Source organism: Labrenzia sp. THAF191a (assembly GCF_009363335.1).
In the GTDB taxonomy this organism is placed as follows: Bacteria; Pseudomonadota; Alphaproteobacteria; order Rhizobiales; family Stappiaceae; genus Roseibium; species Roseibium algicola.
On sequence record NZ_CP045333.1, the window covers coordinates 2,610,799 to 2,626,627 of the forward strand.

The following is a 15,829-nucleotide window of genomic DNA, read 5'->3' on the forward strand; positions in this document are numbered from 1 at the left end:
TCATGTACGACATGGACACGCACAAAAAAGCCACAGCGGAAGGCGCTGTGGCTTTTTTAGGTAGATCGTGAATTTTATCGGCTTGCCGAGAAACTCCTCAGTACAGCCAGCGGGGCAGCCAGGTGGCGAACATCGGGAAGGTCCAGAGGATGGCGACGGCGATGATCTGCAGGATGATAAAGGGAACGACGCCGCGGTAGATCTGGCCCGTTGTGATTTCCTTCGGTGCCGCGCCTCTCAGATAGAACAGCGAGAAGCCGAAGGGAGGGGTCAGGAACGAGGTCTGCAGGTTGATCGCGATCAGGATCGTCAGCCAGATCGGGTCGATGCCCATCAGGATCAGGGGCGGTATCAGAACCGGCAGCAGGATCACCGAGATCTCGACGAAATCCAGGAAGAAGCCCAGCACGAAGACGAACAGCATCGCGAAGATCAGGGCGCCTGTCGGACCGCCCGGCATTTCCTGAAGGATGTCATGGACCCGGTCTTCCCCCCCAAGGCCGACGAAAACCAGCGAGAAGAAGCTGGCCATCAGGATGGTTGCGAAGATCATCGAGGTGACTGTCAGCGTGGACAGCATGGAAGCTTTCAGGAGCCCGTCCGCGAAAGCCTTCTTCAGGATGTGCAGAACGACGCCCAGGGAAAACAGCGCCAGCCCCGCATAGACAGCGGCGATAACGTAGCCACCAGCCGTGACATCGGAGCGTTGCAGGCGTATCGGCAGGATCGATGCGGCGATTGCAAGCGTCAGGAGCGCAGCTGTTGCCAGCACGATGAGCCTTGAGGACACCCCGAGACGGCGGCCCGCCAGCAGGATCGCGCCCACGGCACCGACGGAAGCTGCCTCGTTGGGCGAGGCGATGCCGCCGAGGATGGAGCCGAGCACTGCAACGATCAACAGGATCGGCGGCACGATGGCGGCAGCAATTTCCCGGCCTGACGGCTGGTCGACATGTTCCGACATCGCTGGCGCATCATTCGGAAACAGGTAGGCCCGGCCGACAATGTAGGCGCAGTAGACGGCGACGAGCAGCAGACCGGGGATCATGGCGGCTGCAAAGGTCTGGCCGACCGAGATCGTCTCGATGGTGAACTTGCCCTGCGCGTATTGCGCCTGCTGGAAGGCATTGGACATGACGTCGGCCAGGATGATCAGCAGTGTCGACGGCGGAATGATCTGGCCGAGCGTTCCGGCGGTACAGACCATGCCGGAGGCAAGTTTGGGGTCATAGCCATTGCGCAGCATTGTGGGCAGGGCGATGAGGCCCATGGCAACCACCGTTGCGCCGACAATGCCTGTGGACGCGGCGAGCAGGGCACCGACCAGCATCACCGAAACACCGAGACCACCTCTCATGCGGCCGAAGAGCCGGCCCATTGTCTCCAGCAGATCCTCTGCGATGCGGCTCTTTTCCAGAATGACGCCCATCAGGACGAACAGCGGGATCGCGGTCAGGACCGGGTTGGTGAGCACGCCGAAGAAACGTTGGCCCATGGCGCCCATGAGCTGAATGTTGAAGTCGCCCATCATCCAGCCGAGCAGGGCAAAGCCCGTGGCAACGCCCGCAATGGTGAAGGCAACTGGATAGCCGAGCAGAATGAAGGCGATCAGCGCGCCGAACATGATGAGATCGAGAGGCAGGCTCATGCACTGACGCCTTTCAGCTTCTGAACATCGCGGATGAAGGCGGCCACACCCTGGATCAGCAGCAGCACGCAATAGGCGGGAATGAGGGATTTCAGGAGGAAGGAGGCAGGGATGCCGCCGACGGAAATCGGCCCTTCCAGAATGGCCCAGCTGCCGCGCACGGACGGCCAGGAGAACCAGATCAGCACGACGAGAGCCGGTGTCAGCAGGAACAGGTGTCCGAAGATATCGATCCACGCCTGCGCGCGTTCGCTGTTTCTGGCATAGAAGATGTCGACACGGACATGGGCATTGACGAGGAAAGTGTACCCGGCGCCGAGCATGAAGATCGCCGCGTGGAAATACAGCACGCCTTCATCGAGAAAGATGAAGCTGTAGCCAAAGACATAGCGAAGCAACACGATCGTGAATTGCAGCAGCAACATCAGAAGCGCCGCCCAGCACAGCGTGTTGCCTATTACCGAATTGACACGCTCCAGCGCGCCCGCCAGTTTTTCCATCTGTGGTTCCTGTTTGCTGACTGTTCTGCCTTCTGGATCAGTGGCAGACGTCTTATCATTTGTCATCCCCGCGCAGGCGGGGATCCAGTAACCCCGGCTTACTTGCTCTGGTTTGAAAGGCTGCCGCGTACTGGATCCCGGATCTGCGCTTCGCTCCGTCCGGGATGACAAGTGGAGGGGTGCCATTGAACGGCACCTTCGAACCTCCCGGTCTCTCCGCAGTCTCAAACCTCTCAGATATTCGTCATTGCAGGGCTCGACCCTGCAAGCCATGCCGTTACCTCGAAACGACCTCAGGGGTGGAGAGGAAACGGGATGGATCCCATGGTCGAGCCATGGGATGACGAAAGCAGGAGCAATATGATTTGTCCATTTGCCAAGTCACGAGGAAAACCCATCCCCACCCACACCCTCATCCTGAGGAAGCACGAAGCGCTGTCTTGAAGGATCGGTCACACGTGCTGGAACAAGGTGACGATCTGTCCAGACAGGCCACTGGTTCCCCTCAGGCGAACGACAGGGATGGTGACACGCCGCCACATCGGGGAAAGCGCACTTCCCCCGATGTGGGTCAGACGAGAGCCCGATCAGTCGTAGTTGTAGTCGAGCATACGCGCGTTCATCTGGCCGTTGTCGGCATAGGGCATGTACTCGCGCATCAGCTTGCGGTAGGCGAGGAAGCTTTCGGTGATGCGTTTCACCAGCTCGTCTTCGTCCGCACGCAGTTCGGCGATCACCTCACCGGCGGCATTGCCCATTGCGACGATGACGTCGTCCGGAAGCTTCTTCACCATTACACCGTGATCGTTGACCAGCTGGGTCAGTGCCTGGGCGTGCTTGGTGTTATATTCCGTGAGAACGTCATTGTAGAGGCTTGCGCAGGCACGCTGCACGGCTTCCTTCAGGTCGTCCGGCAGGGCGTTGTAGGCTTCCAGGTTGACGGCACATTCTTCAGCGGAAGACGGCTCGCCGACACCCGGCCAGTAGTAGTTCTTGGCGATCTGGTAGTAGCCGAGCGCGCTGTCGGTCCACGGACCGATGAACTCGCCCGCATCAAGCGCGCCGGACTGAAGCGCCTGGAACATGGCCGGGCCGCTCATGGCCTGAACCGCCATGCCGAGCTTGGAACACATTTCGGAGGCAAGACCGGTGGACCGGAACTTCAGGCCTTTCAGGTCGTCGGCGCTGTTGATCTCGTTGCGGAACCAGCCAGCCCACTGCGGTCCGGAGTTGCCGCACAGGAACGGCTTCAGGTTGAAGCGGGCATAGATCTCGTCATAGAGAGCCTGGCCGCCACCGTGGATCATCCAGCCAGCTTGTTCGGGAGCCGTCAGGCCGAACGGCTGCGAACCGAACAGCAGGATGCCCTTGGACTTGGAACCCCAATAGGCGGGAACAGCATGGTACAGCTCGGCAGTGCCCTGGCCGACGGCATCGAACACGCCGTTGCCCGGGACGATTTCGCCGGCTGCAAAGAGCTTCACCTCGATGCGGCCGCCGGACAATGCGGTGATGCGGTCCGCCAGCATCTGGGCAGCGACGCCCGGTCCCGGCAGGTTCTTCGGCCATGCGGTGACCATGCGCCACTGGTGCACGTCCTGCGCAATGGCAGGTGCGGCCAGGGTGGAGGCCGCAACAGCGGCTGTGCCGGTGGCGCCGGCTTTCAGAAAATCACGTCTTTTCATGGTATTACCCCTCAGTCAAAGGAATGGATCGGAGTGTCCCGCCGTGCTTGATTGTTTCCCCAGGATCAACCTGCTTTCATGTTGGAGCATGAAAGCAGACTGTTGATTGAACTATAGTTGCCGGGTCATCTTTCTGCGCCCATCAGGACGCCGGACGACCCAGAATAGCCGGCAGGTTAAGCCCCTGTTCTTTCGCGCAATCGAGCGCGATCTCGTAGCCGGCATCCGCGTGACGCATCACGCCCGTTGCCGGATCGTTCCAGAGCACCCGACCGATTCGCCGATCGGCATCTTCCGTGCCGTCGCAGCAGATGACCATACCCGAGTGCTGGGAAAAGCCCATGCCGACGCCGCCACCATGGTGGAGCGACACCCAGGTCGCGCCGGAAGCGGTGTTGAGCAGGGCATTCAGAAGCGGCCAGTCGGACACGGCATCGGAGCCGTCCTTCATGGCTTCGGTCTCGCGGTTGGGCGATGCGACCGAACCACTGTCGAGGTGGTCGCGGCCGATCACGATCGGCGCTTTCAGTTCGCCGTTGCGGACCATTTCGTTGAAGGCAAGGCCGAGGCGGTGACGCTGGCCAAGGCCAACCCAGCAGATGCGTGCCGGCAGGCCCTGGAAGGAAATGCGCTCGCGCGCCATGTCCAGCCAGTTGTGCAGGTGCTGATCGTCCGGGATCAGTTCCTTCACCTTGGCGTCGGTCTTGTAGATGTCTTCCGGATCGCCGGAAAGCGCGCACCAGCGGAACGGGCCGATGCCGCGGCAGAACAACGGACGAATATAGGCGGGCACGAAACCCGGGAAGGCAAAGGCGTTTTCCAGGCCTTCTTCCATGGCAACCTGGCGGATGTTGTTGCCGTAATCGAGTGTCGGCACACCCATGTTCCAGAAGTCGACCATGGCGGCGACATGCACCTTCATGGACGCGCGCGCGGCTTTTTCCACCGCCTTCGGATCGGTCTCGGCCTTGGCGCGCCATTCGGCGACGGTCCAGCCCTGCGGCAGGTAACCGTTGACCGGGTCATGGGCGGAGGTCTGGTCGGTGACGATGTCCGGCTTCACGCCGCGCTTCACCAGTTCGGAGAACACATCGGCGGCGTTGCCGATCAGCGCCACGGACTTGGCTTCGCCTGCCTTGGTCCAGCGGTCGATCAGTGCCAGCGCCTCGTCGAGGGAGTGGGTCTTTTCGTCGACGTAGCGCGTGCGCAGGCGGAAGTCGGCGCTCTTCTCGTCGCACTCCACCGCAAGGCAGCAAGCTCCGGCCATGACGGCTGCAAGCGGCTGGGCACCACCCATGCCGCCGAGACCACCGGTCAGGATCCAGCGACCCTTCAGGTTGCCTTCGTAGTGCTGGCGTCCGGCTTCCATGAAGGTCTCATAGGTGCCCTGCACGATGCCCTGCGTACCGATGTAGATCCAGGAACCGGCGGTCATCTGGCCATACATGGCCAGGCCCTTCTTATCCAGCTCGTGGAAATGGTCCCAGTTGGCCCAGTTCGGCACCAGGTTGGAATTGGCGATCAGAACGCGTGGGGCATCCTTGTGGGTCTTGAAGACACCGACCGGTTTGCCTGACTGCACCAGCAGCGTCTCGTCTTCCTCAAGGGTCTTGAGGCTTGCGACGATGCGGTCGAAATCGTCCCAGGTGCGTGCCGCACGGCCGATGCCGCCGTAGACGACCAGCTCATGCGGGTTTTCCGCCACATCCGGATGAAGGTTGTTCATCAGCATGCGCAGCGGGGCTTCGGTCAGCCAGGACTTGGTGTTGAGCTCGGTGCCGGTGGGCGGGAATACGTCGCGGGCGTTGTGGCGGCGATCAGTCATTGTTCGCTCCCTGGGTGTTGTTCTGGAATAAGGATGGCGCGAGGTTTTCCAGCGCGCTCAGTATGTCTTTCAGATGGGTCCGAAGCCGGTCGGCCTTGGCCTCGTCATAGGCAAACGGCGTGTCTTCGGTGGCAAGATGGGTCTTCTGGGCGAGCTCCATCTGGATGGCGTGAAAGCCTTCGGCCGGTCGGCCGTAATGCCGTGTCGTCCAGCCACCCTTGAAGCGGCCGTTGAGGATCGACGTGTAACCTTCCGCTGCTTGCGTGCAGGCGACCACGGCAGCCTCGATGGCGCTGGCGCAGGTCGTGCCATTGTTGGTGCCCGTGTTGAAATCGGGCAGCGTGCCTTCGAACAGGAACGGCACAACGGAGCGGATCGAGTGGCAATCGTAGAGGATGGCGACGCCATGTTTGGCGCGCACCCGTTCCATTTCCGCCTGAAGGGCAGCGTGGTAGGGGGCATGCCAGGCAAGGCGCCGGGCCTCGATTTCACCGGTCTCCGGTTCCATGCCGGATTGGTAGATGGGGCGTCCATCGAAATCGGTGGTCGGGCAGAGCGTCGTGGTGTTCTGGCCCGGATAAAGGCTGACGCCTTCCGGATCGCGATTGGCGTCGATCACGTAACGATGGAAGTTCGCCTTCACCATGGTCGCACCGGGCAGGAGATCGGAATAAAGCCGGTCCACATGCCAGTCGGTATCGGCCAGTTTCAGGCCGGTGTCGTTGAACCTTGCCTTGATGTCGTCCGGAACGAATGTGCCTGCATGAGGCACGCCAAGAACGACCGGGCCATCACCGCGGAAGACGTCAACCGGCTGCATGGACATCTCCCAGCGTGATCATGTGGCCGGCGGAAATCGCCGAGACCAGCTTGCGGCTGCGGATCAGGCCGGCTGCCGTTTCCAGGTCCGGTGCCATGTAGCGGTCCTTTTCCAGGGAAGGGACGACACCGCGAAGAGCGGCCATCACCGTCTGCAGCGAAGCGCTGGTCTTCAGCGGGGCGCGGTGCTCGATGCCTTCGGCGGCACACAGAAGTTCCACACCCAGGATCTGGCTGAGGTTGGCGTTCATACGGGCAAGACGACGAGCACCGTGGGCGGCCATGGAAACATGGTCTTCCTGGTTGGCACTGGTCGGCGTGGAATCCGTCGAGCACGGATTGGCGAGATGCTTGTTCTCGCTCATCAGGGCGGCGGTCGTCACTTCCGCGATCATCATGCCCGAGTTCAGGCCCGGATCCTTGGCGAGGAACGGCGGCAGGTCGAAGGAAAGCGTCGGGTCGACCATGAGCGCGACACGGCGCTGGGAAATCGCACCGAGTTCGGCAATGGCCAGCGCTATCTGGTCGGCAGCAAAGGCAACCGGTTCGGCATGGAAATTGCCACCGGAAACGATCCGGTCGGCATCGATTAGTACCAGCGGATTGTCGGTTGCTGCATTGGCTTCGATCTCGAGCGTGCGGGCCGCCATGCGGAGCAGATCGACACAGGCGCCGGCAACCTGGGGCTGGCAGCGGATGCAGTAGGGGTCCTGCACGCGGGTGTCGCCCTCGCGGTGGCTTTCGCGGATTTCCGAGCCGTCCATGATTGCGCGCATGGCCCTTGCCACTTCGATCTGGCCGCGATGGCCGCGCAGTTCATGGATTTCCGGCAGGAGCGGCGCGGTCGAACCCATGATGGCGTCGGTGGAAAGGCTGGCGGTCATCAGGGTCGCTTCGGCCAGACGCCAGGCGTCGAACAGGCCGGTGAGCGCGCAGGCGGTCGAAAACTGCGTGCCGTTGATCAGCCCAAGGCCTTCCTTGGGGCCAAGCACGACCGGGGTCAGGCCCGCCTTGGCAAGGGCTTCACCACCGGGCATGCGCGTGCCGCCGAAATCAGCTTCACCTTCACCGATCAGGACCGCCGTCATATGGGCCAGCGGCGCAAGATCGCCGGATGCACCGACAGACCCTTGCGAGGGAACCATCGGCGTGACGTTTCTTTCCAGGCAATCCTCGATCAGCTTCATTACTTCGAAGCGGACACCGGAGGCACCGCGGCCAAGCGAGAGCAGCTTCAGCACCATCATCAGGCGGGTGGTGGTCTTGTCGAGCGGTTCGCCGACGCCGCAACAATGGGAAAGGATCAGGTTCCGCTGCAGGGTTGCAGTGTCCTCGGGGGCGATCTTGACGCTGGCCAGCTTGCCGAAGCCGGTGTTGACGCCGTAAACGGCCTCGCTGCCCCGAGCTGCCTTGGCAACTCGTTCGGACGCAAGGTTGATCGCGGCTTCCGCCGCGCGGTCGATGCGCACTGGCAGCTCTTCCCGGTAGATGCGTTCCAGATCCGCCAGGGTCACGGAGCCCGGTGTCAGGGTAAGGGCGCTCATTCAGAGCCTCCGAAAATGCGTTTGAAGAGGGAATTGAAGCCGATCCGGTAGGAAAGCTCCGCCGGGTGGCTGACGTTCCAGACAGCCAGATCCGCTCGTTTGCCGGGTTCCAGCGTGCCCTGATCGTCCAGACCAAGCGCCTTCGCCGCTTCGCGGGTGACGCCGGCCAGCGCTTCTTCCGGTGTCATGCGGAACAAGGTGCAGCCCATGTTCATGGTCAGGAGCAGCGAGGCGAGGGGAGATGAACCCGGATTGCAGTCCGTCGCCAGCGCGACGGGCACATTGTGCTTGCGCAAAAGATCAAGCGGCGGGAACTGCGTTTCGCGCAAGGTGTAGAAGGCGCCCGGCAAAAGCACGGCAACAGACCCGCTTTCGGCCATCGCCTTGACGCCGGCTTCATCCAGGTATTCCAGATGGTCGGCGGAAAGGGCGCCATAGGAAGCGGCAAGGGCCGCGCCGTTCAGGTTGGACAGCTGCTCTGCATGCAGCTTCACCGGCAGGCCGATCTGCTTGGCCTTGTCGAACACCTTGCCGATCTGTTCCGGTGAAAAGGCGATGCCTTCGCAAAAACCGTCCACGGCATCCACCAGTCCTTCGGCATGAGCCGCTTCCAGCGTCGGCAGGCAGACCTTTTCCAGATAGAGGTCGGCCTTGTCCTTGTATTCGGCCGGAATGGCATGGGCGCCCAGGAAGCTGGTCTTGACGGTGATCGGGCGCAGCTTGCCGATCTTGCGGGCGGTGCGCAGCATGCGCAGCTCCGTTTCCCGGTCGAGGCCATAGCCGGACTTGATCTCGATGGCGGTGACGCCCTCGGCGATCAGGGCATCGACACGTGGCAGGGCAGCTTCCAGCAGCTGCTTTTCGCTGGCTGCGCGCGTCGCCTTGACCGTGGAAACGATGCCGCCACCGGCCCGGGCCACTTCCTCGTACGTTGCACCTTGAAGGCGCATTTCGAATTCACGCGCCCGGTCGCCGCCGAAAACAACATGGGTATGACAGTCGATCAGGCCCGGGGTCACCAGCCGTCCGCCGATGTCATCCGCGCTGAGCGACGCATAATGAGATGGCAGGTCTGCGGCCTTGCCGATCCAGGCGATCCGCCCGCCTTCGATCACCAGCGCACCGTCCTCAATCAGGCCGTACGGCTCTCCGTTTGCGGTGAGCGTTGCCAGCTTGGCGTTTGTGAGGAGGCGTTTCAGCACGTCCATCTCCGGCTTGATTAGATTGCGATATTAGATAATATGCATGCACATATTAACGTGTCAACGGAGGAAAAGACGGCATGTCGACAGTTTCTGGCGCGACGGTTTATGCGGAAAAGGCGCTTCTGGCCGACGGCTGGGCGGAAAATGTCGCTGTCTCGATCGGGTCGGACGGCCGGATCGCCTCGGTTGAAAGAGATGCGCAGCCAATCGGCGAACGCGTCGGCATTCTTCTGCCGGCCCCGGTCAACCTGCACAGCCACGCCTTCCAGCGGGCCATGGCGGGCATGAGCGAGCGGCGCGGTAGCGAAAGCCGCGACAGTTTCTGGACCTGGCGCCAGATCATGTTCCGCTTTCTGGACGCCCTGACGCCGGAAGATGTGGAGGCGATTGCCGCCTTCGTGCAGATGGAAATGCTGGAGGCGGGTTATGCCGCCGTTGGCGAGTTCCACTATCTGCATCATCAGCCGGGCGGTGCCTCCTACGCCAACCTGGCGGAAATGTCGGACCGCATCATGGCGGCCGCTGCCGATACCGGCATCGGCCTTACGCATCTGCCGGTTCATTACCAGTTCGGCGGCTGCGACGGGCGCCCATTGGCTGCCGGACAGATCCGCTTTGGCAACGACTTCGACCGCTTCCAGAAACTGCACGAGCTTGCGTCTGAGGCGCTCAAGTCCCTGCCCGATGATGCGGTCATCGGCGTTGCCCCGCATTCACTGAGGGCCGTGGATGCCGACAGTCTGAAGAAGGCCGTTGCCCTTGCCGGCGGCAACCCGCTGCACATGCATCTTGCCGAGCAGATCCCGGAAGTTGACGAGGTTCTGGCGGCCACGGGGCAGCGCCCGGTGGAATGGCTGCTTGCCAACCACGCGGTTTCAGAAAACTGGTGCCTGATCCACTGCACGCAGATGACCTCGCAGGAGACCGCCGGTCTTGCGGCGACCGGGGCAGTTGCGGGGCTTTGTCCGATAACGGAATCCAGCCTCGGCGACGGGATCTTCGATGGTGTCGACTATCTGGCCGCGGGCGGCCGCTTCGGCGTCGGCTCGGATTCCAACATCCGCATCGCGCTCTCCGAAGAGCTGCGCACGCTGGAATATTCCCAGCGCCTGCGCGATACCTGCCGTGCTTCTGTTGCAACGAAGGAGAAGTCCACTGGCCGGGTCCTCTTCGACGGCGTCGTGGCCGGTGGTGCGCAGGCGGCGGGGCGTGCGGCGGGCAGGATATCGGAAGGATCGCTTGCCGATCTCGTCGCGCTGGATGGGTCCGCCATCGACCTGGAAGGCCGGGAAGGCGACGAAATTCTGGATGCCTGGATCTTTGCCGGTGACGACCGGATGGTCGCGGAGGTCTGGTCCGCCGGCCGGCATGTTGTTTCCGGCGGAAACCATGTAAAAGGCAACGCCATCCGCGCGAAATACCGGGCCACCATGGCCTCGTTGCGCGCCAGACTGTGAAGAACGACTTGAACGGGTAAGACGACTTGGCGCTTGCGGACACAAATTCCTGGACTGGTATTCGCGAAGAACTTCTTCGGCGGATCCATGACCGGATCTGGCAGCCGGGGGAGCAGATCCCCCACGAGGCCGATCTTGCGGAAGAGTTCGGCTGCGCCCGCACCACCGTCAACCGTGCTCTTCGGGACCTTGCCGAAAGCGGGCTTGTGGTGCGCAAGCGCCGGGCGGGAACGCGTGTTGCGCTCAACCCGCCCCAGCGCGCCACGCTCACCATTCCGATCCTGCGCGAGGAAGTCGAAGCCCTTGGCCGCACCTACCGGCACAGCCTTCTGGAAAAGGATCTCCGGCCCCTGCCGCCCATGTTGCACGGCGCATTCCAGGTGACGCTCGGCGCGGATGTCCTGTTTTTGAAGACGCTGCATTTTGCCGACGACCGGCCCTATGCCTTCGAGGAACGCTACATCAACCTGGAAGCCGCCCCCGCGGCGCGTGACATGACGTTCGAGGACGTCAGCGCCAACGAGTGGCTGGTGCACAACGCGCCTTACAGCCACGGCGACATTTCCTTCTTCGCCGTCAATGCCGACAAGACCCTGTCGCGCAAACTGGATGCTTCCACGGGCGCAGCCCTTTTCGCCATGGAACGCATCACCTGGACCGGCAGCCTGCCGATCACCCACGTCCGCCTGATCTTCGCCCCGGGCTACCGGATGCGGACGGAGATCTGAACGGGGAGGGGCGTTTTCCGACGTCTCCAGCAAGGTTGTTCAAATACCGGCCGGGCGTGACCTCGTTCATTGCGATTGCGCCCCTTAGAGTTGTAACTGGGTCGGCAATCAATTAGGGTTAGATTCTGATATAGTGTTAACTAATTGATTTATTTCAATTTTCGGATTGGAAAACAATTTCTGTCCTGACCAGCCCGAGCAATAGAGGGGTTGAAGAAAATCATGACCGTTGTTGGCGATGAGGTCATCAAGCTCCTGGAACTGGGAGATGTCTTCCGATGGGTTACCGACAGGGAGCGGGCAAAAGCTCTGGAACTTCTTGAACGTGACTCGAGGTTCGATGCAACAATCACGCAATTGCAGTCCGGGAAAGTTCTGAGGGATTTTTTTACAAGGTACTTCAATCAGCAAAGTGCTCCTTCGCTTTACGACGCGGTAATGCTGATGGCAGCGAAAGCCGGGCCTGTCTCAGTTTCCAGTATCGAAAACAACCTGGCTGGTTTCTTCTTTTTCGACCGGGATGCAGCAATCCTCAACGCGCAATTTGGCAATCCGGCAAAGGTGTTCGGGCTTGCAAACGATCTGGCCGACAGCATGCGCAAGCACGGCTTGCTTTCGATCAGCACCAAGAAACCCATCACCAGTGCGACTATTCCCTCTAGTGCATCCGCGTCTTTCTCAGGCAGCGGTGCAACGGGACGCGACATCTTCAATCACCGCGTTTCTGCGTTTGACCAGGCACGCATCCTCTATGAGCAGAAGACAAATCCGCAAGGTGATCCTGGCGCATCCGGTCCCGTGTCGCGCAGTTACTCCAATCCGCTCTGGAATGGCCTGACAGTTCCCAGTTCCGCCAATGAACGTCTCCGGCAGGCCGCACGAATTACGAGTTTGCCGATCTCCACATTGTTTGAGCCGATTTACCTGAACGGTCGCCCGTCACGGGGAGCCGTGATGAACGCTGCTGCAAAAACCTATAATCTGACGCCGGAAGTCATTGGAGCGATCGTCTTGGCGGAACAGCGTGATCAATCTCAAAACGAAGACATGCTCGACTACACCGCGGCGACGCACTCGGTCTCACGGCGCACAACCTCTGTAGGCCTTGGTCAGGTGCGTGACGACACTGTCGCGCGTACGGATCTGTTCTCCGGGTTGCTGGAACACAAACGGAGGCAAGGTCTCGACGGGGCGCAGATCGCGACGCTTCTGACGTGCGACGAGTTCAACATCTTCGCTGTCGCGAAATACATCAGGTATGTTGCCAATCTCGTCGGCAAAAAGACAAAGACGGACTTGCCAAGAACTGCCGCTGCGTTTCCCGGCATCAATTTTGCCGCCTATGCCCAGCATGCCAGGAACTGGCCTGCGGACAACGTTGCGGCCCTTGGGTCCGAATATACCTCACGGCCGTGGGACGACAGGGTGACCGGTTGGGGAAGCTTTGTCGGTGAAGCTCATTCCGACATGTCAGGCGCCAAGATATCATGGTGAAGTGGCTGAAAATATTTCCCTTTCTGGTTCCGTTTATTCTGGCGTCCTGCAATGCCGAGCAGCAAAGAGTGATTGAGATGAAGACTGAAGTTGTCGACGGCCTGCAGTTTGGCGTACCCGAAGGACGCAAGGTCGAAACTGGTGCCGATCACATTCTGCTTTTGCCGGAAGAGGCTCTGCGCGAAGTCGATGAAATCGCCATTTGGACCACCGCGCCGCAACCGGTCGCCGGCGGGGTCGACACCGAAGGGACCGATCCCGCCCCGCACACCTTGACGACAGTCGAAGGTGGCATGGGCGGCCCGGAATACACCCTCACCATTCCCAAACAAATTGCAGACCGTCAGGCCTATGTCCGCGCCTATATCCAGTCGGAAGGCGGAACACCGGCGTTCGACGAGGCGTGGCAGGTTTGGGAAAGCCTGGCGGCGCAGGAGTAACCGGCAGGGTCTCCTTAAGGAGTGAGGGAGGCGGCTCTGCGCACCCCTCAACACGCACGAAATGAATATTTCTGTGCTCGCTTTTTGACCGGCGCCGCCTTCTGCACGTACCGAGCAGTCGCATAAGACCAGCAGTAGCCCGTCTCAGAAGGACGGGATACCGACAGCTTCCTTGGCTTTGTCCGTGAGGGTGTCCTTTACTGCATCCACAATGTCTTCCTTGAGCGGTGTCTCGTGGATATTGCGTTCCAGCAGACGGCTGGAAGACAATTCCCGTGCGAGATAGAACGCGACGGCACGTCCGCCAAAACCCTTCGAGAAGTTGGCTTTCTGCTGATAGATCGGGTTGCCTCCCCGCAGACCGTAACGGCGTGCGCGTTCCATCAGCCCCATCACGAACTGGTAACGTTGCAGACCGCTCATCTGGCGACCATGCTCGAGACCGGCATTGTAGAAGAACCTCTCTCCCGGGACCTTGTCGTGAAGCGCGTAGTCGTGCCCTGGAAAGAGCGCCGCCGCCACACCGTTCGCGAACCCTTCATAATACTTCTTGCGAAGCTTACGAACCCGCTCGTTTTCCGGATGGAGTTCCTTGAGGGGCTTGAGCAAGGTCTTCAAGAGCGCCTTGTGCGGCGTGAGGAGTCCGCCGCCACCGTCAATCGCCTCGCCGACGAGAAATCCCGTCAATTCCTTTTGGAGATCGAAATCCTGCGAGTTCGGGACGTGGTTCTGAACGCGGCGGTAGATCATTTCGCGTGCCTGGACGACGAGTTTTTCACCCTCCGGAATGTCAATATTGCGGTTGTCCCATCGCCGATCGAGGATGGTGCGGCGCTGACGGCGCTCCTCCTGCCTGTGCGCGCGCTCCACCACATCGCCGATAAGCGCATCCCGGAACGGAGCCAGGATAAGACCAGGCTTGGCGCCATCGAACGTGAAGTTGAAGCCGCGAGGGCCAGGCTTGTGGCAGCCGACATATTCTCTCAGGTACCAGTTGATCTCGGCGGGGTCATAGGTCTCGAAGTTGGCATAGGCCACTTCTTCGGCGGGAATGCCGTCGCAGAACTTGCCGATCGTCTCCCAGCTATCGCCGGCGCCGACAGGCATAACGACTCCGCACCTCACCCAGACGCCGTCGCGCTTTTGTTCCACACGGTTGTGGGGAAAGTAGTTCCTGGGGATGGGGTTCTTCGGTTTTCTGATTTGAACGTGCATCAGATTTACACCTCTTTTTCGGTATCACTTGAGTTCTCGTTGAGAGGCTGGATATCACGCGTCCTGCGGGTCGTACTTGTGCTGCATGTCACTTGACTTGAAGGCGGCGGTTTTGGGCTTGGGGGAGAGGTTTTGGCCGTTTTTGAGGCCTCATTGAGAGGGTGTGATGCCCCCTCCACCGGTATTCCGGGCGGCCCGCGGCGTGGCTATGCGGTAAGATCCGGAACCCGGATATCCTCTTGCCTTGGGCGCGTGGCTGTTTTCAAAAACTCAGACTATTGCGCTCTTGTGAAAGCGTCTTTGCTTGCGCTGCCAGGCTGGATTGCAGATCAGCGCGCAGAAGCCCGCTCTTTCTGGATCCAGTCCAAAAACACCTTGGAGGCAGGCGTTTCCGCGTAAGGTGGCGGGGTCCGGACGAAGTAGGCTTCACTCAGGGGCGCCTGATGTTCAAAGGGACGAACAAGGTCACCGCTTCGGAGGAGGTCACCGACGAGTGTGTCGTGTGCGAGGACGAGGCCCGCACCGTTCAAGGCTGCCGAAATCGCGATCACATAGGTCGACGCCAGATTGACTTCGGCTTCCCTAGCAAAGGACCTGCCTTGCGAGTTCATCCAACCGGACCAGGAGCCGGTGATGCCCGCGCAGTCGAACAGCCTGCCGCTCTCCAGTGAGCGCTCTTCTTGAGGCAGGTCGGGTGAGCAGACCGGATAGCATTTTTCCTCTGCAAGCCGAATGGCGGCGGTCGGCATGTCCTCCGGACGGGCGAAGCGGATTTCCAGGGAGGCATCGGCCGCGCGCTTTTCGGTGTCCCAGATCGATGTCACTATGTTGAGCGTCAGCCAGGGAAATTCTTCGTAAAGCCGGCGAAGGCGCGGGGCCAGCCAATAGACGGAAAAGGCCAGATTGCACTGAAGCGTCAGGTTGCGCCCCAGGTCACTGCCGGTGACAAGCTGCGTGCTCCTGGTGATCAGGTCGAAGGCTTCACGCAGGCTCGGCAGATAGGTTTCCCCTTCGAGCGTCAGTTCCAGGGCACGCGTCTTGCGCACAAACAGATTGCAGCCGAGCAAGGTCTCGAGGCTGCGTACATGCTGGCTGACCGCGGACTGGGTCAGGTTCAATTCCTGCGAGGCGCGGGTGAAGCTGAGATGGCGCGCAGTTGCCTCGAATGCCCGCAACCAGGCCAGCGGAGGCAATCCAACCGTCTTCATGCGTGCACCTCACTCATTCATCAACTGACATAATGCGTATTAATTTTATTAATGCAACGCC

13 protein-coding genes are annotated in these 15,829 nt (G+C 60.8%); 4 read left to right on the plus strand and 9 right to left on the minus strand.

Annotated elements, in window-relative coordinates; all coding sequences use genetic code 11:
• Window positions 1-97: 97 nt before the first annotated feature.
• The 7 genes from FIV05_RS11960 to hutI all read right to left on the minus strand — a co-directional run bounded on the left by FIV05_RS11960 (window position 98) and on the right by hutI (window position 9,229).
• Window positions 98-1,648 carry a TRAP transporter large permease subunit gene (locus tag FIV05_RS11960; protein ID WP_152509693.1) on the minus strand — a complete coding sequence of 517 codons (1,551 nt, stop codon included), beginning with the start codon at window positions 1,646-1,648 and terminating at the stop codon, window positions 98-100.
• On the minus strand, window positions 1,645-2,148 hold the full coding sequence (locus FIV05_RS11965; protein ID WP_062491410.1) for a TRAP transporter small permease subunit: 504 nt from the start codon (window positions 2,146-2,148) through the stop codon (window positions 1,645-1,647). The genes FIV05_RS11960 and FIV05_RS11965 overlap by 4 nt, the downstream gene beginning before the upstream one ends.
• 587 nt (window positions 2,149-2,735) lie before the next feature.
• Window positions 2,736-3,833, minus strand: coding sequence for a TRAP transporter substrate-binding protein (locus FIV05_RS11970; protein WP_023003125.1), 1,098 nt, complete (start codon window positions 3,831-3,833; stop codon window positions 2,736-2,738).
• A gap of 142 nt (window positions 3,834-3,975) precedes the next feature.
• A complete protein-coding gene (gene hutU / locus FIV05_RS11975; protein ID WP_055656225.1) occupies window positions 3,976-5,658 on the minus strand; it encodes a urocanate hydratase in 1,683 nt (560 codons plus the stop codon).
• Entirely contained in the window at window positions 5,651-6,478 is an 828-nt protein-coding gene (gene hutG, locus FIV05_RS11980) for an N-formylglutamate deformylase (RefSeq protein WP_062487314.1), read from the minus strand. Before hutG ends, hutU begins: the two co-directional genes overlap by 8 nt.
• Window positions 6,465-8,021, minus strand: coding sequence for a histidine ammonia-lyase (hutH, locus tag FIV05_RS11985; RefSeq protein WP_152509694.1), 1,557 nt, complete (start codon window positions 8,019-8,021; stop codon window positions 6,465-6,467). Before hutH ends, hutG begins: the two co-directional genes overlap by 14 nt.
• Window positions 8,018-9,229, minus strand: coding sequence for an imidazolonepropionase (gene hutI, locus FIV05_RS11990; RefSeq protein ID WP_152509695.1), 1,212 nt, complete (start codon window positions 9,227-9,229; stop codon window positions 8,018-8,020). The genes hutH and hutI overlap by 4 nt, the downstream gene beginning before the upstream one ends.
• Window positions 9,230-9,303: 74 nt before the next feature.
• Here hutI and FIV05_RS11995 point away from each other — a divergent pair, with 74 nt between their 5' ends.
• The 4 genes from FIV05_RS11995 to FIV05_RS12010 all read left to right on the plus strand — a co-directional run bounded on the left by FIV05_RS11995 (window position 9,304) and on the right by FIV05_RS12010 (window position 13,345).
• On the plus strand, window positions 9,304-10,683 hold the full coding sequence (locus FIV05_RS11995) for a formimidoylglutamate deiminase (protein ID WP_152509696.1): 1,380 nt from the start codon (window positions 9,304-9,306) through the stop codon (window positions 10,681-10,683).
• 26 nt (window positions 10,684-10,709) lie between these two features.
• Window positions 10,710-11,411 (plus strand): UTRA domain-containing protein, encoded by a 702-nt coding sequence (locus FIV05_RS12000; RefSeq protein WP_152505638.1) that lies wholly within the window; start codon window positions 10,710-10,712, stop codon window positions 11,409-11,411.
• Window positions 11,412-11,633: 222 nt separating this feature from the next.
• Window positions 11,634-12,905: a hypothetical protein gene (locus FIV05_RS12005; RefSeq protein WP_152509697.1), complete on the plus strand. Its 1,272-nt coding sequence runs from the start codon at window positions 11,634-11,636 to the stop codon at window positions 12,903-12,905.
• Window positions 12,906-12,982: 77 nt separating this feature from the next.
• Entirely contained in the window at window positions 12,983-13,345 is a 363-nt protein-coding gene (locus FIV05_RS12010) for a Tsi3 family protein (RefSeq protein WP_152509698.1), read from the plus strand.
• Window positions 13,346-13,489: 144 nt separating this feature from the next.
• On the opposite strand, the gene FIV05_RS12015 is transcribed toward FIV05_RS12010, so the two are convergent.
• Together FIV05_RS12015 and FIV05_RS12020 are read right to left on the minus strand one after the other, a co-directional pair.
• Window positions 13,490-14,452, minus strand: a complete 963-nt coding sequence (locus FIV05_RS12015) for a hypothetical protein (RefSeq protein WP_152509699.1) — start codon at window positions 14,450-14,452, stop codon at window positions 13,490-13,492.
• Between the two features lie 437 nt (window positions 14,453-14,889).
• On the minus strand, window positions 14,890-15,768 hold the full coding sequence (locus FIV05_RS12020) for a LysR family transcriptional regulator (protein ID WP_152509700.1): 879 nt from the start codon (window positions 15,766-15,768) through the stop codon (window positions 14,890-14,892).
• Between the last annotated feature and the right edge of the window lie 61 nt (window positions 15,769-15,829).